Origin of the sequence: Chryseobacterium camelliae (assembly GCF_030818575.1) — a bacterium.
Taxonomy (GTDB): Bacteria; Bacteroidota; Bacteroidia; order Flavobacteriales; family Weeksellaceae; genus Chryseobacterium; species Chryseobacterium camelliae_A.
This window is the reverse complement of the sequence record NZ_JAUTAL010000001.1, coordinates 3,200,066-3,222,931: the sequence shown is the minus strand read 5'-3', so window position 1 is coordinate 3,222,931 and position 22,866 is coordinate 3,200,066. Positions and strand designations below refer to the sequence as shown.

The following is a 22,866-nucleotide window of genomic DNA, read 5'->3' as shown; positions in this document are numbered from 1 at the left end:
TATTTCGAAAGCAAAATTTAATTTTTTCAAAGATTTTAAAAATTGTATTATGAAAAACGGAATTCACCCAGAAAATTATAGACTTGTTGTTTTCAAAGATATGAGTAACGACGAGGTGTTTCTTTGCAAATCTACTGCAGAAACAAAAGATACCATTGAATATGAAGGACAGGAGTACCCATTGATCAAAATGGAGATCTCTTCTACTTCTCACCCATTCTACACAGGAAAAGTGAAGTTGGTTGATACTGCAGGTAGAGTAGATAAGTTCATGAACAAATACAAAAAATTCGCTAAGTAATTTTTTGATGTTACCATATAAAAGTCTTCCGGATTCCGGGAGACTTTTTTGTTTCCGGATAATTCTCATCCAGGCAGGAAATTAGCGATAGTATTCGTATTTTTGTTTCTGCCGTAAAGCAGGAAGAACAGCAGCTATTATGAATGATCATGCTTCATTTTTTGTTTCAGGCTTAAAAATATTAAATATCTAACTTCTAATTTCAATAACATGCAATTGGTATTTTCAGATGCTCAATACTGGGAAGATTTTCTTCCACTGACTTTCACCCGCCCTGTGGCAGCCATGCGCTGCGGGATCCTCACATTTGCGGAAAGATGGCAGAAAATCCTCGATACCACAGAGGTGTCTTATTTTACGGAAACGTACCTTCAGAAGAAATTCCCGGAACCGGAAAAAAAGGAGAGCCTTTTCCTCGTAACCAATTTTTTACCGACAGAAACGGTGATCCGGCAGATCAAAGACCTGAAGCAGGGAGAAGCTCTGGTATACGAAGATGAACTGATTGCTGCAAAAATCAATATGGAAGGTTTTTCACTCCATCAGATTGAAAAAATGACGGATATTAAAGAGGAGCTGATCTTCTTTAAAAAACCCTCCGACCTTTTTACCTATAATAAACAAGCGATTGATTTTGATTTTGAATTGCTGACCAACGGGCGGACTTCACAGAAACTGTCATCAACCAATGGATTTTTAGGCGATAAGAAAGACCTGTTTATTGAAGAAGGTGCGGAAATCGAGTTTTCTACCCTCAATACGAAAACCGGGAAAATCTATATCGGGAAAAATGCAGAAGTGATGGAGGGCTGCCATCTCCGTGGCCCGATTGTTCTGGGTGAAGAATCCAAGTTTAACCTTGGGGCTAAAATTTATGGCGCCACAACCATTGGTCCGCATTGCAAAGTAGGCGGTGAGGTGAACAACATCATTATTTTCGGATATACCAGCAAAGGCCACGACGGATTCATCGGGAATTCCGTGATCGGGGAGTGGTGCAACTTCGGCGCCGATACCAATTCCTCCAACCTGAAAAACAACTACAGCCACGTAAGGCTCTGGAGTTACCGTACCAAAGCATTTGAAGATACAGGCCTCCAGTTTGCCGGCCTGATCATGGGCGACCATTCCAAAACGGCCATCAATACCCAGCTGAATACCGGAACCGTAGTTGGCGTAGCCTCCAATATCTTCCGGGAAGGCTTCCCGCCGAACCTGGTAGAAAACTTTTCCTGGGGCGGAAGGAAGGAAGATGAACGCTTCAAGCTGGATAAAGCCTACGAAGTGGCGGAACGTGCCATGGCGAGGAGGAAAGTCGCTTTAACGGAAGAAGACAAAGCGATTTTCAAGCATATTTTTGATACGTACCATTAACAGATAAAAAACCTCAGGATTGCTGAGGTTTTCTTTTTTATTTTGAATAGAGTAGATAAAGTTGATCTATAGATGTGTCCTGTGAAATAATGTCGGCTGCTTTTCCTTCAAATACAAAATACGGATATTCGGGGTTTTCTTTGTGCAGCTGTTCAAATTTTATTTGATCCATTCTTTTACCGTTAAAGTAATAATAGTTCGGGGGCGGGTCTTTTACGATGAATACTGCTCCCATTTCAAATACTTTATGGCCAACCTGAAATAGTCTGTTTTCAATGCGTTCATTTTTTGAAAAAATGATTGTTTGATCCCCGTAATTATGTCCGATTATCGTATCTTTTTCGTTGTGTTCTTTTCTTCGTTTCTCGTTTAAATTATCGAAATTAAGATACAATACATTTTCATCTTCCAAAAGATCATCGGGGATTTCTAATGAAAAATAGCCATTTTCATTTGTCGTTGATTTTAAAAATCTGTGTTTTGTAATAAAAAAAGCATCAGCATTTGGAATAGGTTGTTGGGTCTCTCCGAAAATTAACCTGCCTGAAATTTTCGTCATATGGGATGACGTGGCTTCTGTAAGAAATTCAGGATTACTCTTAGTCTGGGCTTGTACCAGGCTGAGATGAGTCACAAGAATTATTCCTGCCGCCACAATAGATAGGGGCTTTGTATAAATCCTGCCGCATATTTCTCTTTCCCCAGCATCTCCAATAATCTTATGTACCTGCTGATCTGTTTTATTTGTAAAATCAACCACGCATTTGGAGCACTTTTCGCAGAATTTTCCGTCAGGAGTATCCTGCATATGGTCCCAGACTTCAGGGCAGGGAGTTTGAATTTTAAACTGTTTTTTCATCGAATGTGGATAATAAGAGATTCAACTTTCACTTTGAAAATAGCAACTGGACAGTTTCGAGATAATTCTTTCCTGCTATTACTTCAGCCTCTTTACCATTGAAAGTGAAAAACTGATAGTCCGGATTTCCTTTTTTCAACTTTTCAAACTTGTTTTTACTGATGCTTTTCCCATCAAAATAATAGTAATCAGGTGGCCTTTCTTCCATAACAGCAATGCCTCCTACATAGGCATGCTGTGAATCTATCTGAAATTCCCTTTCTTTAATTTGTTCCTTTTTAGTAAAAATAACAGATGTATTTTCATAAATATCACCATTCATCAGACTGGAAGGTGCTCTGTCTAAATTTTTATAGGTTTCATCATTTAATTGGTTAAAACTAAAGTACAAAACATTTTTTCTCCTGATCAAATCATTTGGAATGTTTAAAACGAAATTTCCGTCTTTATCCGTTTTTGTTTTAATGTATTTCGATTTACAGATAAAGAATACCTCAGCATCCGCTATCCCCTTTTTAGCCCTTTTAAAAGTAAGCTTACCCGAAACTTTTGTAATACGGTCTATCTTTTGTTCAGTATTAACTCCGGGATTACTTTTAGTTTGAGCCTGTATGAATGTAAGATTGGTAATAAGAACAATTCCTGCTGTTGCCACAGATAATGACCGAATGGAAATTCTGCCGCATATTTCTCTTCCTCCAGCATCTCCTATAATCTTCTCTACCTGCTCATCTGTTTTATCTGTAAAATCAACCACGCATTTGGAGCATTTTTCGCAGAATTTTCCGTCAGAAGTATTCTGCATATGGTCCCAGTTTTCAGGGCAGGGAGTTTGAATTCTAATTTGTTTTTTCATTACGTCTGTATTTGTACTATACAAAAATTATTGCACTGAATAATAATATTTACATTTATTAAATGAAGCCCCATTTCAGGAGATTCGCATTATTGTCTTGTCAAAATAATATTTGAAGGCAGAGGTTCTGGTCTTTGTGAATAAGGAAGGCCATGATAAAAACATTCATTTTCTACCCAGTCATTATCTTGGGAATATTTCCATTCCAGCTTTGTTTTAGTTGCATCTGTAAAACTAATTCTTGCGCTGCCTGTCATATGACATAAATCAGGGTCAATATATATCAAAGAATATTTAGTCCCATATTTTCTAAAACTTACGCCTTCAATTTTAGCTTGATCATCAGAAAGATTTGTATTGTCAAATAAAATATTTCCATTAGAATCTTTTACAATAAACTTTCCTATTAAGTAATCTCTATAATGCTTAAAAGTCGTGTCATATTTATTAGTAATTTTCTTAAAAGTGATGGTAATAATTTTATTGTTCCAAGTTCCTACATAATCTAGAAGTTCATTATTAGTATCTTTTTCATAAGAATTTTCTGGAAGATCTATTTCTTTAGGTCTTAGAGAATAAATTTGTTGAGCTTTGCAAGATAAAGCAAAACTAAATAGTATTAATAAAAATATAATTTTCATCATCAGACAAAGCCCCATTTCCGGGGCTTCACATTATTGTTTAGTTAAAATAATTTCTTTAGGCAGCGGCTGGGGAAATTGATTGGCATTATAATATTGACATGAAGAATCAATAATATCGGTTGTATCTGAAAACTTCCAGTCTAATTGTGTTGAAGCATTATTTAAAAACTTTATTAATATATCACCAGTAGAATTACAAATATCTGGATCCAAATAAAATAACGAATATTTCTTATATGGTATAGAAAAAAAACGAGTTCCTTCAATCTTAGCATCATTATCAGATAGATTAGTGTTATCAAATAAAACTTGGCCATTGGAATCTATAACTTTGAATTTTCCAATTAATATATCTTTGTAATAAGGATTGTTTTCCCTATGATCCAAATATTTTTTTATTTTTTTTAAATAAATAAAAATGGTCTTATTGTCCCATGTACCTTTCCAGGTTCCTTCATATGGGATAAGTTCGTTATTAAGATCCTTAATATAAGCATCGGTTGGTACATCAGTATTGGTGTTCAAAGGGTACACCTGAGCACAACTTAAGAGTATCAAGTGAATGGATATGATTATAAGTATTTTTTTCATAATAATTTTTTTACTTTTAGGGACATGGAATAGAGACTACAGTATTATCATTATTCAGATTCAATTTTTGAGCCTGGCCTGTTGTCTTAGCTATCTGGTATAATTCTATACCATCTATTTTTACTTTTTCTTTTAAAAATCTTAAAAATAGGTTTTCAACTTTATTTTGATTGATTGTTCCATCTTCATCTTGAATTGCTTTTATTTCTCTTTCATACCATAACTTCCAAAACTTAATAGTATTGGATCCAATTCCAAAGCCAGAAGAACTACCAGTATACTGTAACATATAATTTCCTTCAGAAGTAACTACCATTGCAAAAGCGTCTCCAATACTTCCATGTGCATCTGCGTTAGCGACACAACTAGTTAAGAAAGTAGCTAAATCGGCAGGGGAAAAGATCTTTACAGGAATTCCTCCATTACTTTCGTTGTTATGTGTATGCATGAATCCAAAATATTGGTTGCCATCTGGTAATGAGACAGAATGTGAGCCTAATGTATTTTCCATAGGAGGATATTGTGTCCCGGTAACGCCTGTGTTAGCAGGCGGATATCCTGCGGCGTAACCCATTTCATGATCATAATTTAATACTTCAGGTTTATCCAATGCAGCTACTTTATTTTTAAAAGCCTGGTTCTGTGATTGATTCTTCAACTTATCACAGGGATTTTTAGGATTCTGCGGGCTTGTGCTTCCTCCTCCTCCCGGATAAGGGTAGGTAGGCTGTTCTCCGCCTCCGTTTCCGTCTCCATCGGTTGGCTCAGGAGGACAGGTAACAATATAATTGGTTTCCCAATGCCCGGCATTGGATCCGTATTCATCTGCAGGATACCACATGGATACCGCAGAGATCTGGCACTCTGTAATTCCTTTACTTTCAGCTGAACTGTAAGGCTCTGATTTTACAGCTTTTCTTTTTTTAGAAGCAATATACCTCTGGAAGAATTTAATATGTTCAGAGTCACGATCCTCCAGGAAAGTAACGTGATCTCCGTTTCTTGGAACCTGAAGACAGGCGGTAACTTTTCCTCCTTCTGCCAAAGGGACAATTAAAAAGCTTTCATCATAGTTTCCCATGGTCATGGCATAGTCCCATAAAGGTACGGCATTTCCTTTTTTAATCTCAGCTTCATGTTCAAAATAGATCTGCATTACATTTTTAATGTATTTTTCATCTTCTCTGAAGACACTTTTGGAATGGTATTCCTTAGAAGCCGGATCAGAGGCCGTATAGATCTCATCATGGACGCAGGAAAGCAGTACAAGGGAGAAGGCCATCATGAAAGACAGCCACGAAATTAATTTTCTCATCATAAGTTTTGGTTTTTAGTAGGTTAAAGATATATTATTTTTCTTATTCTACAAAGGTGTGAAAAACAATCTGAGAAAATACAGTAAAAAATTACTGATTTCCGTAGCCTTTTTCTGAAAGAAAAAAATATGTACTTTTGATAAAAATACATTATGCTATGACACTGGGAGAAAAACTGAAAAAAGCGAGGATCAATAAAAACTTTACGCAGGAATACCTGGCAGAAGTGCTCCAGGTTTCCCAGAAGACCTATTCCAATTTTGAAAATGATAAAACCAAACCGGATTTTCATCAGGTGGAAGATATTGCAAAGGCGCTGGAAGTCAGTGTGCTGGATTTCCTGAGCGGTGATAATATTACTATTAACAGTACTAATGGAGATCATAGTGGATTTATTTATCAAAATCAACACCCAGAAAAGCTAGTAGAACAGTATGAGCAGCGGCTTAAGGATAAAGATGAGGAGATTGCATTCCTCAGAAAATTGCTCGGTAAATAAAAAAAAACTTCAATTTTTTTGAAGTTTTTTTTATTTATGGTGTAATAAGATCTTACTTCTAATTGTCTTACCTATAGAAGCAAAACTCATGACCCAGGAAATTTTCAAGGCTACGGTATTTATTCTCAAAGACGATATGTATCGTTTTGCGAAAAGATTCGTCATGAGCAGTGATGAGGCAGAAGATGTGGTACAGGACCTTATGATTAAATTCTGGCAGAAAAAGGATGAACTGGGGCAGTTTGGGAATCTGAAATCCTATGCCCTGAAGGCGGTCCGCAATGAATGCCTGAATCGTCTCAAGCACCATGAAGTAAAGCAGGGTTTTGCAGACCTTCAGTTGCACCGGTCTGAACTGTACAGTATGGATGTGAATAACCTGAAGGAGCAGATCATAGGGTTTATCAGCCAGCTTCCGGAAAAGCAGAAAATGGTGATACACCTGAAAGACGTAGAAGAATACGAGGTTTCTGAAATTTCCGAAATCCTCGATATGGAAGAAAACGCTGTAAGAGTGAACCTTATGCGTGCAAGACAGAAAGTAAAAGAACAAATCTCACAACTGATGAGCTATGAGCAAAGACCAATTTCAAGATAAATACAACGAAATCTTCCAGAGTATCAAGGAAGAAAAAATGGACTGGGATTTTGATGACTTCCTGGAAAAAGCGGAAGGAACCCATCAGGATGATCCGGGGACGCCAATCATCACAATCGGAACTAAAAGTAAACCTTCCTTTCCGAAATGGTTCTGGATGGCTGCAGCATTAGCTTTGCTGTTAGGGACAGGCTTTGTGGTAAGCTACCTCCAGAAAACGGATATTGATGACCGATCAAAAATGGTGGAACACCAGATCAGGCAGCAGAAAAATACCTTTATAGAAGAAAATAATGAACATCAGGAACAGGTAGCGGTCAACACTGTCAGCGATTCCGTTTCAGGAGCCAAAAAAGATTCTGTTTTTCAGGAGAACAGTATTGCCGAGAATGATGTGATGGATAAAATCCTTTCTAAAAGAGGACGGCTTAAAAAAGAAAAGAAGCCGAAATTTGTGAAAAATACTACTTATTATGCTCCGGCAAAAGATTCTACAGGCTATAATGCCAATTATGTGATTGTTAATGGTAAGCGTATTGAAAATGTGGAAGAAGCGATTAACGTAACCAAATATTCATTCCAGGTATTTGCCAACCACGTCAGTAAAAAACTGGCGCAAACGAAGGTAGTGGATGATAATTATTAAACTTAAATAAGGTAATGCAACCTGATCAGGGCATACTTACTCATAAATAAAATTGACTCATGAAAAAATTACTGATAATATTTGCATTAGCCTTTTCACACTTTTTCAATGTGTACGGGCAGGAAGATAAATTTGATAAACTTTTTGATAAGTATCAGGAGGTGGAAGGGGTAACCACGATTAAAATCGCGAAACCTATGTTTGGCATGCTGAGCAGCCTCAATATCGATGATTCACAGTTGGATCAGATCAAACCGCTGCTCTCAAAGATCAATGGATTGAAGATCCTCATTACGGAAGGTTCGGAAACGGGAACCGGAAAAAATAACCTTGTGAATCTGTCTGAGCTAAACAGGGATATAGCATCGTACTTGTCCAATCTGAAGTACAATGAAATCATGGCGGTTAAAAGTTCAGGAAGCAAAATCAAATTCCTTTCTTCAGAAGCCAAGAACGGCATTATGGACGACCTTCTTTTAAGCATTGACAGCGGGCAAGGTGAAAACATCCTGATCAAACTGGATGGGAAACTCTCCATGGATGATATCAATAAGATCATCAATTCAAGCGAAACCAATACCAGTACAAGAACAAATACCAAAACCAGCGTCTCTTCCGGTGATACGACTTCTTACCTTAACGGTGAGGCCAGGAATGTGCCGCAGTTCAGCGGGATCCAGGTAAGCACTGGCGTGAATGTGGTTTTCAGGCAGGAAGGCCAGACCAGTGTAAAAGTAATCGCAGATGCGGATAAGCTTCAGTATATCATTACGAAGGTTGAGGGCGGCATCCTTAAAGTTTATATCGATAATAAAGGTGTGAAAAACCTCAAGTTTAAGAATATCAGCGTTAATGTATCCTCTCCGAGGCTGAATGAGATTAAAACCTCTTCAGGAGCAAGTTTTGCCACTTTGAATACTATTGAAGAAAAAGATCTTGTTCTTGATGCATCTTCCGGATCCGTAATTAAAGGAAACTTCAATATTTCGGGTGCAGCAAGGGTTGAAGCCTCTTCAGGTTCAGATTTGAAAGCCGATATTAATGCAGGCACTATCACTGTAAAGGGTTCCAGTGGTTCCAGCACCTCTCTAAGCGGGGAAGCCCTTTCCGGAAGCCTTGATATCAGCAGCGGTGCAGTATGTAAAGCCGAAGGACTTAGAATAGAAAATGTGGAAGCGGAATCTACTTCAGGAGCGAGCCTGGGTGTCTTTGCTACCCGCAGACTTAAAGTTAAGGCATCTTCCGGTGGATCTGTGAGGTATTAAAGGAAATCCTGAGATCCGTTCTGATATCAGCAAAACGTCCGGCGGAAGTTTAAGATCAATCGACTAATACCCAAGTTATGAAAACATTTAAAAATTTAGTACTGGCCCTACTTGCTTTCTGGATGCTTCAGTCCTGTATGGTTTCAGAAAAGCCCAATATGGCTTTCTTTAATGATTCCGGCTATGATTTTAAAGAGGCTAAGTTTGTAAGCATCAATGTCCCGATGTTTCTGGCTAAACCATACATCAGGAAAGCTTTAAAAGAAGACGCGGACGATGAAGAGTTGTGGAAGATGGTGAAAAAAATCTCAAAAATAAGGGTAATGACTGTAGAAAATGGTGACCGGAAAATGCTGAAGGATTTTGCAGGCTATCTGAACAATAATCATTATGAAGATTGGGCGACGATAAAGCATGATGGAGATAATGTTAACATCAGGGTGAAACAAAAAGGAAATGCTATCAAGAATATGCTGATTACCATTAATTCAGATAAAGATCTTGTATTTGTAGATGTAAGAGGGAGTTTTACAGCCAATGATATTTCAAAAATGATCAATTCGGTTTCTGACAAATAATCTTACATTTACCAAAACTACATTGGTTATGGAAAGATTACTTAAAGAAATACGCATTCTTAAATTGTATTCTGCTGCACTTACCTTAGTGTGCATTGTATTCATTTTTCTGGCATTCAGGGGCAGTTCGGAACCGCATTTTAAAGAAATTGATGTCGAAAGGATTAATATTGTAGAAAAAGACGGGACGCTGAAAATGGTCATCAGTAATAAAGAAAGGCAGCATCCGGGAATGGTAAATCACACGATGATGAAACCCAGGGAAAGAGAAGCCGGTATGATTTTTTTTAATTCCAAAGGGGATGAATGCGGCGGTCTCGTTTATGATGGTGATGAAAAAGGATCCGGGATGGCATACTCTATAGATCAGAGAAATACGGATCAGATCATGCAGCTGCAGTATTCTGAAACAGTTGGAAAGGAGAAGAGAAGAATTTACGGGCTGAAGCTCTGGGACAGACCGGATGATTTCACCTTGGAAAAACTGATAAAAGTTGACGATTCACTGAAGAAACTTAATGATCCTGTACTGTACAAAAAAGCATTTGCTAAGCTGAATGAGGAAGGGAAACTGGGTAGTGAGCGTTTTTTCGCCGGCAAAACGGCAGATGGTGATGTAGGTCTGTTCCTGCGGGATAATAAAGGAAAAGTCCGCCTAAGGATTTATGTTGACAAAAATGACAAGACCCATTTAGAGTCACTGGATGAAAACGGAAATGTTGTAAAGAATAATTTATAGCACGCCGGCCATATTTTAAGCATATAAATATTTTGTTGAAACCATTCGCTGCGGATGGTTTTTTCATTTAAATCATTGATTATTAAGTTTTATTTAAACTATTAAAAAGCATTTTCGTATGTCAGCAAAATACCTTAATTTTGCAAGAAAGTAAAGATGTCTATTCATAACAAAATTGTAGAGACAGCCATCACTTTCGATGACGTTCTTCTAGTCCCTTCTTATTCAGAAGTTTTACCTAATCAGGTTTCATTAAAATCAAGACTTACCGACAAAATTACCCTCAATGTTCCGATTGTTTCCGCTGCTATGGATACGGTTACGGAAGCTGAGCTGGCTATTGCTCTGGCAAGAGTGGGAGGATTGGGTTTCATCCATAAAAATATGACCATCGCTGAACAGGCAGCACAGGTGAACAGGGTAAAGCGTTCAGAAAACGGAATGATTTCAGATCCTGTTACACTTTCTAAAGATCACACGCTTGGAGAAGCCAGGGAACTGATGGCAAAATATAAAATTTCCGGATTGCCTGTAGTGGATACAGAAAATACCCTGATCGGGATTATTACCAACAGGGACGTGAAATATCAGGAAAATCTTGATATGAAGGTGGAAGAGATCATGACCAAAGAAAATCTGATTACTTCCGATAAAAATACGAACCTGGAGAAAGCTAAGGAAATTCTTCTGAAGAACAGAGTGGAAAAACTTCCGATTGTAGATTCAGCCAATAAACTGGTGGGATTGATTACCATTAAAGATATTGATAATCAGCTTGAATATCCTAATGCCAATAAAGACCAGAACGGGCGCCTTATTGTAGGAGCCGGCGTTGGAGTAGGTGAAGATACCCTTGAAAGAATCGAAGCTTTAGTGAAAGCCGGAGTGGATATCATCGGGATTGACTCTGCTCACGGCCATTCAAAAGGCGTACTGGATAAAATTTCTGAGATCAGAAAAGCGTATCCGGATCTTGACATTGTAGGTGGGAATATCGTAACAGCTGAAGCTGCCGAAGACCTTATTAAAGCCGGAGCCAACGTGCTTAAAGTAGGAGTAGGGCCTGGTTCCATCTGTACGACAAGAGTAGTTGCCGGAGTAGGGGTACCTCAGTTATCCGCTATTTATAATGTATATGAGTATGCACAGTCTAAAAATGTAGCTGTAATTGCTGATGGGGGAATCAAACTTTCAGGCGATATCGTCAAAGCGATTGCAAGTGGTGCCGGAGCAGTAATGCTGGGATCACTCCTGGCCGGGACAGATGAAGCACCGGGTGAAGAAATAATCTTCCAGGGCAGGAAGTTCAAGACCTATCAGGGCATGGGAAGCCTTTCAGCTATGAAAAGAGGCGGAAAAGAAAGGTATTTCCAGAGTGAAGCCAAGAAATTCGTACCGGAAGGAATTGAAGGACGTGTACCGAGCAAGGGAAAATTGGAAGATGTTATTTTCCAGCTGACGGGCGGATTAAGAGCCGGAATGGGGTATTGCGGAGCTAAAGATATCGAAGCATTGCAAAAAGACACCAAAATGGTAATGATTACGGGAAGCGGATTGAAAGAATCCCATCCTCATGATGTAATTATTACTCAGGAAGCTCCTAATTATTCTTTGTAGTAAGTAAAAGTAAATAATAGATCAGGCTGTATGGTACTACCATACAGCCTTTTTTATTTTACGACTATCGCTAAAATGTGTTAATATCTTTAAGTCTTTATTTCTGAATGTAGAAGAGGATGCATTTTGATATGTTGTTCAGTTAATTTTATTATTGTCGACGTTTATACTGTTTTTAAGGAAAAGAAAATTTTTGTAACCAATATTTAATTTTTGTTGTCTTTAGTTATAGAAATAAAATAAATATGAGGTTTATCACCGGAGCCGGGAGTGCAGATCTGATAAAAAAGGCAGATGTCATTAAAGTTCTAGAGTAATAAGCTAAATGTTATTAGTTTTTAGTAATAGCTAGCTGACCCCCTTAGTGTCAGCCAGATCTCAAAACATAAAAAATATTAATACAAATATTATCATGAAAAAGTATCTACTTACTGTAGCCTCTTTAATGGCTATCATAATCAACGCCCAGGATAAAAATGAGATCCTTAAAAAAGATTTTGCAAAACAGAATCAGGAAAATAACCGGAAATTTGATACTTACGTGGCTAAAAAGTATGGGAATGACAAATCTCCGGAATTACTACGGTCTTTAGAAGAAAAAAGAAGCAATCTAGCAGGATTTACACCCGATGGAAAGCCTTTCTTTTATAAATCACAGGATATCCGTCAGGGAAAGAATGCCAATGCAGACCTTATCAATACAGCAGGAGGCGTAACCGGCCTTACCAATGCCTATAATGGTGAAGGCATAAAGTATACTATTTTTGATGGCGGCAGGGTTTATGCAGCTCATACTGCATTTGATAATATTCCAGGAAGAATTACGAACAAAGAAGCTTCCTCCCAGATTTACAGTTCGCACTCTACCAGCGTAGCCGGATTTATCGGTGCCAAAAGTAAGACTATAAGCGGTACCATCAATGGAACACCTGTTTCAGGTGACATCAAGGGAGTTGCTTCCTCATCTACTATGGATTCGTATATGTTTGCCACCACCATTTTACCTGGAAACACAGCTCCAAGCACAGTATTTGATAAAATCCTGACTGCACAGCCTGCTATTTCCAACCATTCCTATGGAAGCAATCTTGGTTGGGACATCGGCATGGTCAACGGCACTGTTGCCTGGATATGGATGGGGGACTTCACCAGTCCTTCAACATCTTATGACCTTCAGGGAACATATTTGGATAGTGACCAAAATTATGATAATATCGTCTATCAAAACCCTTCTTATGTTATCGTGAAATCTGCCGGGAACACATACGGTATGGGACCGGATTATCCTAACGCGGGTTCACTTCCTAAATATTACGAAGACGAGAATGGAAACGCTGCGCAGTTTACATCCACCGATGTACTGCCACAGACCAACTGTGCACAGGGCTTCGATTGCATTGGGCCTGGTTCACTGGCTAAAAACATTATTGTTGTAGGAGCTACGGATGTGATCTCTACCAATAACTACAGATATACCTCTGCTGCAGATGTAGTACATTCCAGCTACAGCAGTGCAGGGCCAAGGGATGACGGTGCTATAAAACCGGATATTGCTACTACCGGTACCGATGTATTCTCTCCGGCAACGGCAGAAAATACTACAGGAAGTAATACATATGATTATGGCAGCGGGACCTCATATTCTGCACCGGTAGTGACAGGGGTTATTGGGCTCTGGATGCAGATCAGCAAAGATCTTTTCTCCGGCCAGTCGCTCAATGCCGCCAGTGCCAAGACCCTGATGGTGCATTCTGCTTCCGAAGCAGGTAATATAGGTCCTGATCCATGGTTCGGATGGGGATACATCAATGCCAAAAAAGGTGCTGAAATCCTGGTAGGAAAAGCAAACAACACCGTTATTTTCAAGGATGAAACCTTAACCAGCGGTACGGTCAATGCCAAAAATATCATTGCATCAGGCAGCGAACCGATTAAAGCTACCATTTCATGGATTGATCCTGAATATGTAATATCTCCCAATTTAGATTGGCAGACCGCCCATAATGATAGGAGTTCAAGGCTTGTCAATGATCTTGACGTAAGGATCATCGATACGACAACCAATACCGTGTATTACCCATGGAAGCTGGATGCCAACAACCCGATGACTCCTGCCACCAAAGCAGACAATAAAGTCGACAATGTAGAACAGGTAGTTATCGACAACCCGGTAGCCGGAAGGAAATACAGGATAGAGATTACCAACAAAGGTACTTTGGTGAACAATTCAGGAGCTGCCGCACCACAAAACTATTCTGTTATCGTAACGGGATACAGCCAGTTGCTGGGAACAAACGACACCGGCACGGTAAAAGATGGCATAGCTATAGCCCCATCCGTCACCCATGATGTGGTTAATATTTTAAAAGCACCTGAAAAATCTGTATTCAATGTATATGACACATCAGGTAAAAAGCTACAGAGCGGAAGCATCCGTAACAGCAAGGAGCCAGTTGACCTGTCATCCTATCCTAAAGGTATTTACATCATTGAAATTAAGACAGAGCAGGGCACTGTTTCAAAGAAAGTGATCAAAGAATAATTAGAGATTTTTATATAGTTAATCATATAAAACAGATTTCATACAGAAGTTATACATAAGCAAGCAATTGTTTAACTAAAGAGTCCGGTACTTTGCCGGGCTCTTTTATTATATGTTCCCTATATTGTTTAAAATCGTATTTGTAGCAACATCTGCCTAAACAGAATACATTATTCTAAAAGCCTGATAAAAAACTTTAAAATTTGATTAATGAAAAGAACAATTATTTATGGAGCACTTTTATTCAACGGCTCAGCAACAACAGAGGCTTTTGCTTTTAATATGTTTGTAAAAGATCAATATTATGCTGATCCTTACTTGTTAAGGGTATCTTTAAAATCATCAATCCGGTATTCCGTAAGGGCATTGCCTTTTTCAATTTTCTCTTTAGCATAGAGACGGAAATCGTTTTCGGTTTTTTCCAGCAGATAATCATAAGGACCAATGTGAGAAATCAGCTTAACCAAAACCGGGGATATTTCCAGGCAGATGAAAAGTCCCATAATGAAAGTGGCTGCGAGACCTATAATTGCAGAATTCTTTCCCAGCTCGTCCAACGCCTGAAGCCTTGCAGCAAATCCGTTGAATTTATCCTCAAAAGTTTCCGTAGACTTCCTTTCCGTTTCCAGGTTAGTATATACCTTTGAGATTTCCTGATCAAGATAGGCCAGTCGCGGAGCGGCCTGTTTCTGATAATTTTCAAGGTCCTGTCTTCTCTGCTCTTTCAGTTCCTGTTTCCTTTTGGCATTCGGCCCGAAACCTTCTTTTCCGCTGGTCAGACCCGATTGTTTTCCCAAAATTTCCTTTTCCAACTCTACAGATGCAGAATCATAAGATTTCTGGTATTGTGCGATCTTATCCGAGATCTGTTTTTTCTCGGTCTCAAAAGGCCCGCTTTGCTGAAGGATCCTTCCGTTCATTTCCACCTGAAGCTGCTTTTTGTTTCTCTGGATAATGGTATTCAGCTGTTTGTTCACTTCTTTCTCAAAAATCTTAAGCTCAAGCGGCTTAGAGATGATAATCCCCAAAAAAGTAGCCAGGATTAGTCTTGGTATGGCCATCAGGATCTGGTTCCACCATGTTCCCGTCTTTTTGATGGAAGAAACAATATAACGGTCCAAATTGAAGATCATAAGTCCCCACAGGGCACCAAAACCAATGGATGCCCAGATAGTATCGAAAACTGTATACATGGCATAGCCGGCGGAAAGTGTAGCAAACACTGCCGTAAAAAGTACAATGCCTCCGATACCGGCAAATTTATTCCATTCACTGGGTGTTTTTCGCATGATGTGAATGTTTCCTCCGGAGCAGATCATTAGAAATTTCTGAAACCAATTAATGGAATGACTGGGTTGATTTATAGTTTGTTGGCTGTTTTTCATAATTGAAAATTTAGAACAAAGGTAATACAAAAAAAGATACCAATGCAAAAGATAGTATTATGTTTTACCAAGTATGCTGTGGCTTTTATTCTTTACGGCTTAAATGCTTCATGAATGATGATTCAAAATTCCAGAATTCTAAATAAAGTGAATTTTTTGAGATTTATTTTTATACGTCAAGTTTTGTCGTTACACACGCTGATATTTGCTTCAGAAAAATACAGACAATGAAACTCGATATCAAAATATAAGGTGGATATCTTCGCCGGAAACCACCTAAAAAAATAAGGCTAAAACCTGAATGGGCTTAATGAAAAAGCCTTTCAAATCTTAACCTCAAAAATATCAAAACAAATTTACAAAATGTCAACAAATAATACAACATATACAGAATTTACTGTAGGAGAGTCTGTTATTGGGAAAGGCATTATCAACACATCAAACAATAGTATGGAACCAGTAAATAATGCGTCGCAGACGCTTTTCAGATTTGTCAGCTTGAGAAATCCACAGTTGACCGAGACTAAAAAAAGAAACCTTGGATTTATTCACAGGCCAAAGGAAGTAACAGGTGATTTTGATACGGCCGTAAGTACAAGAGCTGCCAAAACCTTAAAATTAGGCGCCATGCAAAGGACTGCCGCCAGTTTCAGCACAGCCGGATTCGAAACGGAAAAAGTGATTGAAGAAGGGGTTTTCGGGCAGCTTCTCATCGCTGGACGTAAAATATCGAAACGGGAAGCATTGAGTGATAATGACTGGATGTATATCAAGAATTATTACGCAAACCTTATCGATTCCAATAAAGAGCTTACTGCTGATGGTATTAAAATTTTCAAAACGCTCTGGGATAATTATATTTTCCAGATTGTAACCCAGCGTGATTTCTACGTAAAGGAAGCCATCAGCCATATTTTAATGGCGCTTCATCTTGCCTTTGCCAACACTCTTGATATTTCTTCTGATGAAATGATCAAAATCAATGGTGAAAAGCCCATGGAAAAAGCGAAAGAAGCTAAGATTGTCCTTCCTCAATCGCTTTTTGTAGAGGATGACGGAGTTGCAGGATCGGGCAGTACTTCCAGAGGCTCAGGAGAGATTGATGGTTTTATTCCGGACGCATTACCTGCTTTATCTGCAAGAACGATTCAGAGGCTTGAATCTGAAGCCAGAGCCAACGGATTGGTTAGCAAGGCTGTTCAAAGAAAAGCCGCTTTAGAGAAACTGAATTCAGAACTCGAAAAGGCCCAGAAGAAATACTATAAATCCAGCCATCAGGCTTATCAGGAGGCGTATGCTGCTTATATTACAGAAAACGGAGCCCGTTTGGAAGAATACAAAAAGAGACTGCAGGAAGTGGAAGATCAGATCAAGCCTGAAATGACCGAAGAAGAAAAGGATAAGCTGTATGAAGGCCTCTTAAAGTATGTAGTAGAGCCATTTCAATTTACCTATAAGAAAGAAATTAACCTGTCAGATTTACAAAGGCAGCTTACACCAGAGTCCTATGATCTCTTCCTGGAGCTTTTCGCTGAATCTGACGGAGAGCTGAAATTCGATGCATCAGAGGCGTCAAAAGCCGAGATCGTTTCTGACGATACGATGAGAATCGGTACCCAAAGCCTGGTCCTGGATAGTGATGTAGCGACTTACGCAGATGCCATGAATGCGGTCAATACTCATATTTCCGATTCAATACAGACCGCATTGGAGAATTCTGTTTTACCGGAGCAACAGTATGTTAATGTAGGTGGTGCTTCCGTACCTGTTAATAATGCAAGAGCAGTAACACCGATGGCCTACAGTTTTTGGGCCCACAACAACGCCAGCCTTTTCGGGAGCAGAGGATTTGTGGATTTTTCTTTTGAAGTGGAAGATGTTTCATGGAATGTCACCAGTGTTAAAATTATCGCCACTACGGATACTGCGGGATCGTTTGTGGAATATTTTAATGACATCCCGGTCGTTGACAACAAAATTACCATACCTGCAAGTGTAATTAACAAATTCAGGGGCAGCCTGGCTTTCAGGATAGAAATTATCTTTGAAAACGGAAGAGAAGCGTATGCAGATCTCGGCCAGATGTATCCTAAAGAAGATATCCTGCGTACCGGTATGCTGACTTTAAAACCCGTTGCAAATGATGCTGAACCGGTTACCGTTCAAAAGCGTAAAAACTTCGGGATCAAGAGACTTGGAGTGGCAGATTACCTGAAAGTGGTACAGAGTGTCCATGCGTACGTTCCCGGGGAAGTTTCCAATGTGGAAAACGTTATGGCCAGCGAGCTGAGGCATAAATCTTCCGTATCAAGAGAATATTCTGAAATTACGGATACCACATCCAAATCTCAGGAAACCGAGAAAATTTCTGATACTACCAAGACTTCCAGAACGGACATGCAGACAGAAGTTGCCAAGGAAATTGATAAACAGCAGAGTATTACAGCATATACAAGATTCAGCTACGGTAATGATAGTGGCATGAAGTTTGAGATCGGAGCTGATTATGCTAACAATACCGCACAACATGACAGTACCAGACAGGCCATGATGAAATCTCAGGAAATTACGGAAAGGGCCATGGAAAGGGTTCTGACTAAAATTTCAGAGGAAAGGGTTCAGAAAATCATCAAAGAATACACCGAAACTAATGTGCATGAATATGATAACAGAGGTAAGATAACCGCTACTACGGATTCTTCAAATGCAGCCCCAAAACACATTACCGGTGTATACCGATGGATCGACGTCAAATATAAAAACCAGATCTATAACTATGGTATGCGGACCATGTTTGAATTTATGGTTCCTGAACCTTCAAGATTACACCGTCTGGCGCTTACCGTAGCGAAAGCCCAGGTGCTTACGGCACCGGTAGATCCCCGAAGAGCGCCGGAACCGTGGACGATGGCTGACCCGAAGTCTGCTACAGTCCCACAAATCCAGCACTGGGCGGACATCTATGGAGTACAACTGGAAGCATTCTTACCTGCAACCAAACAAATCATCCATAATGCGGCGAGCGTCCCTCAAACCAATGATGATTTCGGAGTAGATTATACAAGTTTTGTGATCCCGGATAATTATGCTGCAAAAAATGCGAGCTTCCATTGTGATTCTGCCCGAAACAGAGGTGGCGGTTGGTCAGGAGCCCGTTATTCCGAAGTGACTTGTTCTGATTTGAAAGGAGGATTTACAGGAGACAGTTATTATGGTGATATTGTCTTTGACCGGTCATCATCCGGACTAAACCTTACAGGAACAGTTTCTTTCCAGGTTAAAGGGCATAACGTCAGACATTATAACGTGAAAGCAACGGTTAACTGTGAGCTGAGTGAAGACTACATCAATAAATGGAAGACAGAGAGCTTCAATGCCATTATCAAGGCCTACGAAGATGCTTATGCTAAATTCCAGGAAGAGCAGGCCAAACTGGATGCTGAACAAAAAGAAAAAGAAGCAGCAGCGAAAGAAAGACAGGGGAATTTCTACCGCTATATGGAACATGATACACTGAAGCATAACTGTATTGCTTACCTGTTGCAAAATTACCTGGATTCAACAACATTAGGCAGGGAAACCACCAATGCAACAGCAGATACGACCAGAATGGATAATTTCCAGGTATACCTGGGTGAAGAGCTTGATAAATATACTGCACTGGCAAAATTCATGGAACAGGCTTTTGAGTGGGAGATCATGGACTATACGTTCTATCCTTACTACTGGGCCAACCGTAAGAGCTGGCAGGAATTCTACCTGACGGAAAGCATGGACCCATTGTTCAGAAGTTTCTTACAGGCAGGAATGGCCAGGATTATCGTAACTGTGAAGCCCGGTTTTGAAGCCGCTGTACAGTTGTTTATGGAAACCGGACTGATCTGGAACGGAGGAGCGGTTCCGGTAATCGGAGACCCGATGTACATGAGTATCGTTGACGAGATGAGAAAACCTACCGGAGAACCTCAAGGGAAATACTGGATCACCAGAATGCCGACTACATTGACCATCCTTCAGGAATCTTCTACAGGTTTACCGGTGAAGCAACCGCTTCCGATTTTCCCTGAAGATGATCCGAAGAACTGTGAGAATCCGAAAGAACTGGAATTTGAAACAAGTTTCACTTTGGATACGACTGCGCAGCTGTCGCATAGTGGTGATTCTACAACATTACCAAGAGAATTAACAACAATCATCAATAAATAATTAATCTAATCTTTTCAAAACCTCTTTTAAAAGGAGGTTTTGGAAGGATAAAAAAATGAAATTATGTATAATTATAAACCAATAGGAATATATGCTGCTAAGGCTTTGGCTGATGAAGAAAAGAGAAGTAATAGTATCTCTGTCCAAGGTGAAAAAAAAGTTATTAATGTTTATTTTTCTATACCTACAATTAGCGATTCTGAAAATAGCACAGCTGGACAACTGAAGCAAAAAAAGTTTTTTCCTGAAATCCATAAAGCTAATTTAGGTGAAGAAATATTTTTGGTCGCAATAACAGAAAACTTGATAGGCAAAAAGCTTAAAATTGAAATAAGGCAAGCAAAAGAAAACCAGATTACAGATAAAGATAAGCCTATAGTTTTTAAGAATCAAGACAGAGTTGGAAGTATTATTATTACTGTAGGAAAAGGTACAAAAGATAAAGATGAAAATGGACAAGACTATTTTTCTAAATATGCAAATGCTAATAGATTGGAAAACTTAGCTTGGAAAAGTTTTTTGTTAAAACCTGAAAGTGACAGTGAATTCGAAAGATGGAAAAAAGTTATAGAAAACTCAAGAGAAAAGAAACTATATTTGTATTTTCATGCAGAGGTACTGGATGAGCCAAATACGGAGATTAAATTCTCTAACTTTGATCATTCTCAGGGAGAGCAAAATTTTTCTAATTCTGAAGGAACTTATTTTGAGATAGGGAACGGAAGTGAAATTATAACGCTGAAACAACTTGAAGATATTTTTGGTATTTATTCTAAACATCGAAAAATTAGACAAGAAATAGTAAACTTTTTAAATACGTTTGGTGGCAGCCCAATTCATTTGGATACGCCTTTAAGAAAAGCTCATTTTTTTGCTCAAGTAGGTGCAGAAACTTTAGGAATTAACCCAGATTGGATGGTCGAAACTGATGTACATAGATATACAGTAGCTAATTGTAAAGCCGTGTTTGGAGATAGGGCAAAAAAATTAGAAGCAAAAGGATTATTAAAAATTTATTGTAATGATAATCCTCAGAAAAGGCTATTGAACTTTATGTATGCTGCGGAAAATGGTAAAGGTAATGGTAATGGTAATGAAGCAAGCGGAGATGGCTATAAATATAGAGGGAGAGGCTTAAAACAACTTACCGGAAGGGGGAATTATGAGGATGCTTCTGAGATTTTACAAGAAATTTTCCCAACAGAATATATTGATTTGGAAAAATTTCCGGATAAAATCAAAGAACCAAAATATGCCGTACTTTCAGCATTAGCATTTTGGGAAAAGCATACAATATGGAAAACAGCAGATACACTTAAAATTTCAAGTGAAGAAAATATAAAAAAAATAAGACGAAGAGTTAATGGTGCTACTACAGGCTGGAAGGATGCTAAAATATTCTTTGAAAAAGGATTAAGAGTTTTTAAGGTTTAAATAAAATTGATATTTATGAAGAAAATTATTTTTTCTATTTTAATTATGGTCTCATTTACTGGTAAATCTCAAGAAAAATTAAGTAATGGTGAGTACAAGTTGAATTGTAATAATCCGTATCAAATATTAGATATTTCCAACGATAAAGCTTATATATCTGTGTACAATAATATATTTGTTAATGCAATAGTAAAGAAAAATAAAATGATTTATGAATTATTTTATTCTTATAATGAACCTATTCCTAAATGGGAGAAAGAAATTGATTCATTAAATATTTCCAAGACAGTTTCATTTGCAACTATAAAAAAAACAAAAGGAGGAATAATTATGCAATGGAAAGGATTATATAATACTCAGACAGGAAAGAGAGATTTTTTTAATAATGCAATATTTGTAGAGGATAATGATAATCATAAAAAGACTATATTTTTAAAAAAATGTAAATAATTATCATGGATAATTTTTAATATAATTTTTTCAAAGCTAAATATTAAATTTAGTTTTATACTTTATTTCTATAAGCTGCTAATGGAATATGCTGAAACATGGCAGAATTATCTGCTATAAAATTATTATTAAAATAATTTAAACAAGCTTATAGATTTATGAGAAAAATTATACGTCATGAAAAATATAGTTTTAGTTCTTATGCTCATTCCATATGCATATTTTTCACAAGAAAAAACTTTACAGGATTTAAGAAGGTCTTATTGTATCAAAGACTGTAATAAGTTTCAAATAGAACAGAATTGGATAAAGCAAAATAATCCACCTCCACTGCCTAAAGTTGGTGTTTATCCAAAATTGAAAAGAATATTTAATATCCAATTTAATGATAGGATGAAACTTTATCCATTCAATAAGTATGATTCAATTTATGTTGTAAATCCTGTTTATGTAAAAAATGTCAATGAACCTAGAAACTACATAGATGAAAAATACCACAATGTAAAACGACTACTTTCAAAAACCGAAAGAGATAGACTTTCTGATATTTTATTTAATCATTATTATTTGAATTCCTTCGGAGCAGTAACTAGCTTTCATGAAGATATTGGTTGTGACTGTATTCAGTTTGAATATCCTAAAATAATTTTCTTATTTAAGAAGAATGGAAAATTTGAAAAATATATGGCGTTTCCGGATAATGGTTTAAATAGATATAATTTCTCTAATGATGAATGGAATTATATAGATTGGTCGATGGAAAAAGAAAATCTGATTTTGAAAATGTTTAAAAAAGACATTTTACCAGATGAAAATTGTAAGGGAAAAGTGTATACTCCGCCGCCTTCACCAAATAAATAATAGATTTTAAACCGCAACTTTCCCAGTTGCGGTTTTTTCAAAGAAGGCATCAAAATATAAAAACAAGTTTGCTCAAATTATATAATATGCTTGATAAAGACGATG

Annotated in this window: 20 protein-coding genes; 14 read left to right on the top strand and 6 right to left on the bottom strand. The window is 38.0% G+C overall.

All coding sequences use genetic code 11. From position 1 onward, the window contains the following. Window positions 1-49 precede the first annotated feature (49 nt). The gene (locus QE404_RS14740; protein WP_002976190.1) at window positions 50-301 is read left to right on the top strand and encodes a type B 50S ribosomal protein L31; all 252 of its coding nucleotides are present in this window, start codon (window positions 50-52) and stop codon (window positions 299-301) included. 210 nt (window positions 302-511) lie between these two features. Further along, window positions 512-1,675, top strand: coding sequence for a GlmU family protein (locus tag QE404_RS14735; RefSeq protein ID WP_307451705.1), 1,164 nt, complete (start codon window positions 512-514; stop codon window positions 1,673-1,675). 37 nt (window positions 1,676-1,712) lie between these two features. On the opposite strand, the gene QE404_RS14730 is transcribed toward QE404_RS14735, so the two are convergent. The 5 genes from QE404_RS14730 to QE404_RS14710 form a co-directional block, all read right to left on the bottom strand. Then, complete coding sequence (locus QE404_RS14730; RefSeq protein WP_307451703.1) at window positions 1,713-2,534, bottom strand: hypothetical protein; 822 nt, start codon at window positions 2,532-2,534, stop codon at window positions 1,713-1,715. Window positions 2,535-2,562: 28 nt separating this feature from the next. Further along, entirely contained in the window at window positions 2,563-3,390 is an 828-nt protein-coding gene (locus tag QE404_RS14725) for a hypothetical protein (RefSeq protein WP_307451702.1), read from the bottom strand. Window positions 3,391-3,479: 89 nt separating this feature from the next. After that, window positions 3,480-4,034: a DUF6705 family protein gene (locus tag QE404_RS14720; protein ID WP_307451700.1), complete on the bottom strand. Its 555-nt coding sequence runs from the start codon at window positions 4,032-4,034 to the stop codon at window positions 3,480-3,482. 30 nt (window positions 4,035-4,064) lie between these two features. Beyond that, window positions 4,065-4,625 carry a DUF6705 family protein gene (locus QE404_RS14715; RefSeq protein ID WP_307451699.1) on the bottom strand — a complete coding sequence of 187 codons (561 nt, stop codon included), beginning with the start codon at window positions 4,623-4,625 and terminating at the stop codon, window positions 4,065-4,067. 16 nt (window positions 4,626-4,641) lie between these two features. Next, entirely contained in the window at window positions 4,642-5,943 is a 1,302-nt protein-coding gene (locus tag QE404_RS14710) for a hypothetical protein (protein ID WP_307451697.1), read from the bottom strand. Between the two features lie 134 nt (window positions 5,944-6,077). Here QE404_RS14710 and QE404_RS14705 point away from each other — a divergent pair, with 134 nt between their 5' ends. The 8 genes from QE404_RS14705 (at window position 6,078) to QE404_RS14670 (ending at window position 14,425) form a co-directional block, all read left to right on the top strand. Next, window positions 6,078-6,440: a helix-turn-helix domain-containing protein gene (locus QE404_RS14705; RefSeq protein ID WP_307451695.1), complete on the top strand. Its 363-nt coding sequence runs from the start codon at window positions 6,078-6,080 to the stop codon at window positions 6,438-6,440. Window positions 6,441-6,528: 88 nt separating this feature from the next. After that, complete coding sequence (locus QE404_RS14700) at window positions 6,529-7,038, top strand: RNA polymerase sigma factor (RefSeq protein WP_307451693.1); 510 nt, start codon at window positions 6,529-6,531, stop codon at window positions 7,036-7,038. Further along, entirely contained in the window at window positions 7,013-7,684 is a 672-nt protein-coding gene (locus QE404_RS14695) for a hypothetical protein (protein ID WP_307451691.1), read from the top strand. Before QE404_RS14700 ends, QE404_RS14695 begins: the two co-directional genes overlap by 26 nt. A gap of 59 nt (window positions 7,685-7,743) precedes the next feature. Beyond that, window positions 7,744-8,949 (top strand): DUF4252 domain-containing protein, encoded by a 1,206-nt coding sequence (locus QE404_RS14690; RefSeq protein ID WP_307453967.1) that lies wholly within the window; start codon window positions 7,744-7,746, stop codon window positions 8,947-8,949. A gap of 77 nt (window positions 8,950-9,026) precedes the next feature. Then, a complete protein-coding gene (locus QE404_RS14685; RefSeq protein ID WP_307451688.1) occupies window positions 9,027-9,527 on the top strand; it encodes a DUF4252 domain-containing protein in 501 nt (166 codons plus the stop codon). Window positions 9,528-9,555: 28 nt separating this feature from the next. Continuing rightward, window positions 9,556-10,266, top strand: a complete 711-nt coding sequence (locus tag QE404_RS14680; RefSeq protein ID WP_307451686.1) for a hypothetical protein — start codon at window positions 9,556-9,558, stop codon at window positions 10,264-10,266. A gap of 156 nt (window positions 10,267-10,422) precedes the next feature. Continuing rightward, window positions 10,423-11,883, top strand: coding sequence for an IMP dehydrogenase (gene guaB / locus QE404_RS14675; RefSeq protein ID WP_307453405.1), 1,461 nt, complete (start codon window positions 10,423-10,425; stop codon window positions 11,881-11,883). Window positions 11,884-12,295: 412 nt separating this feature from the next. Next, window positions 12,296-14,425 carry a S8 family peptidase gene (locus tag QE404_RS14670; RefSeq protein WP_307451685.1) on the top strand — a complete coding sequence of 710 codons (2,130 nt, stop codon included), beginning with the start codon at window positions 12,296-12,298 and terminating at the stop codon, window positions 14,423-14,425. A 314-nt stretch (window positions 14,426-14,739) separates the two neighbouring features. Here the strand turns inward: QE404_RS14670 and QE404_RS14665 are convergent, their stop codons facing one another. Then, window positions 14,740-15,810, bottom strand: a complete 1,071-nt coding sequence (locus QE404_RS14665; protein WP_307451683.1) for a DUF4407 domain-containing protein — start codon at window positions 15,808-15,810, stop codon at window positions 14,740-14,742. Between the two features lie 363 nt (window positions 15,811-16,173). On the opposite strand from QE404_RS14665, the gene QE404_RS14660 reads away from it, so the two are divergent. The 4 genes from QE404_RS14660 to QE404_RS14645 all read left to right on the top strand — a co-directional run bounded on the left by QE404_RS14660 (window position 16,174) and on the right by QE404_RS14645 (window position 22,761). Next, window positions 16,174-20,016, top strand: coding sequence for a hypothetical protein (locus QE404_RS14660; RefSeq protein ID WP_307453965.1), 3,843 nt, complete (start codon window positions 16,174-16,176; stop codon window positions 20,014-20,016). 63 nt (window positions 20,017-20,079) lie between these two features. Beyond that, window positions 20,080-21,450, top strand: coding sequence for a glycoside hydrolase family 19 protein (locus tag QE404_RS14655; RefSeq protein ID WP_307451678.1), 1,371 nt, complete (start codon window positions 20,080-20,082; stop codon window positions 21,448-21,450). A gap of 15 nt (window positions 21,451-21,465) precedes the next feature. Continuing rightward, window positions 21,466-21,900, top strand: coding sequence for a hypothetical protein (locus QE404_RS14650; protein ID WP_307451676.1), 435 nt, complete (start codon window positions 21,466-21,468; stop codon window positions 21,898-21,900). Between the two features lie 177 nt (window positions 21,901-22,077). Further along, window positions 22,078-22,761 (top strand): hypothetical protein, encoded by a 684-nt coding sequence (locus QE404_RS14645; RefSeq protein WP_307451674.1) that lies wholly within the window; start codon window positions 22,078-22,080, stop codon window positions 22,759-22,761. Window positions 22,762-22,866 lie beyond the last annotated feature (105 nt).

Bases quoted from the DNA above. Each gene is read 5' to 3' on its own strand.
- QE404_RS14660 (WP_307453965.1), top strand. From the start codon at position 16,174: ATGTCAACAAATAATACAACATATACAGAATTTACTGTAGGAGAGTCT.
- guaB (WP_307453405.1), top strand. From the start codon at position 10,423: ATGTCTATTCATAACAAAATTGTAGAGACAGCCATCACTTTCGATGAC.
- QE404_RS14735 (WP_307451705.1), top strand. From the start codon at position 512: ATGCAATTGGTATTTTCAGATGCTCAATACTGGGAAGATTTTCTTCCA.
- QE404_RS14655 (WP_307451678.1), top strand. From the start codon at position 20,080: ATGTATAATTATAAACCAATAGGAATATATGCTGCTAAGGCTTTGGCT.
- QE404_RS14710 (WP_307451697.1), bottom strand. From the start codon at position 5,943: ATGATGAGAAAATTAATTTCGTGGCTGTCTTTCATGATGGCCTTCTCC.
- QE404_RS14725 (WP_307451702.1), bottom strand. From the start codon at position 3,390: ATGAAAAAACAAATTAGAATTCAAACTCCCTGCCCTGAAAACTGGGAC.
- QE404_RS14670 (WP_307451685.1), top strand. From the start codon at position 12,296: ATGAAAAAGTATCTACTTACTGTAGCCTCTTTAATGGCTATCATAATC.
- QE404_RS14730 (WP_307451703.1), bottom strand. From the start codon at position 2,534: ATGAAAAAACAGTTTAAAATTCAAACTCCCTGCCCTGAAGTCTGGGAC.
- QE404_RS14665 (WP_307451683.1), bottom strand. From the start codon at position 15,810: ATGAAAAACAGCCAACAAACTATAAATCAACCCAGTCATTCCATTAAT.
- QE404_RS14685 (WP_307451688.1), top strand. From the start codon at position 9,027: ATGAAAACATTTAAAAATTTAGTACTGGCCCTACTTGCTTTCTGGATG.
- QE404_RS14740 (WP_002976190.1), top strand. From the start codon at position 50: ATGAAAAACGGAATTCACCCAGAAAATTATAGACTTGTTGTTTTCAAA.
- QE404_RS14690 (WP_307453967.1), top strand. From the start codon at position 7,744: ATGAAAAAATTACTGATAATATTTGCATTAGCCTTTTCACACTTTTTC.
- QE404_RS14680 (WP_307451686.1), top strand. From the start codon at position 9,556: ATGGAAAGATTACTTAAAGAAATACGCATTCTTAAATTGTATTCTGCT.
- QE404_RS14700 (WP_307451693.1), top strand. From the start codon at position 6,529: ATGACCCAGGAAATTTTCAAGGCTACGGTATTTATTCTCAAAGACGAT.
- QE404_RS14645 (WP_307451674.1), top strand. From the start codon at position 22,078: ATGAAAAATATAGTTTTAGTTCTTATGCTCATTCCATATGCATATTTT.
- QE404_RS14720 (WP_307451700.1), bottom strand. From the start codon at position 4,034: ATGATGAAAATTATATTTTTATTAATACTATTTAGTTTTGCTTTATCT.
- QE404_RS14715 (WP_307451699.1), bottom strand. From the start codon at position 4,625: ATGAAAAAAATACTTATAATCATATCCATTCACTTGATACTCTTAAGT.
- QE404_RS14695 (WP_307451691.1), top strand. From the start codon at position 7,013: ATGAGCAAAGACCAATTTCAAGATAAATACAACGAAATCTTCCAGAGT.
- QE404_RS14650 (WP_307451676.1), top strand. From the start codon at position 21,466: ATGAAGAAAATTATTTTTTCTATTTTAATTATGGTCTCATTTACTGGT.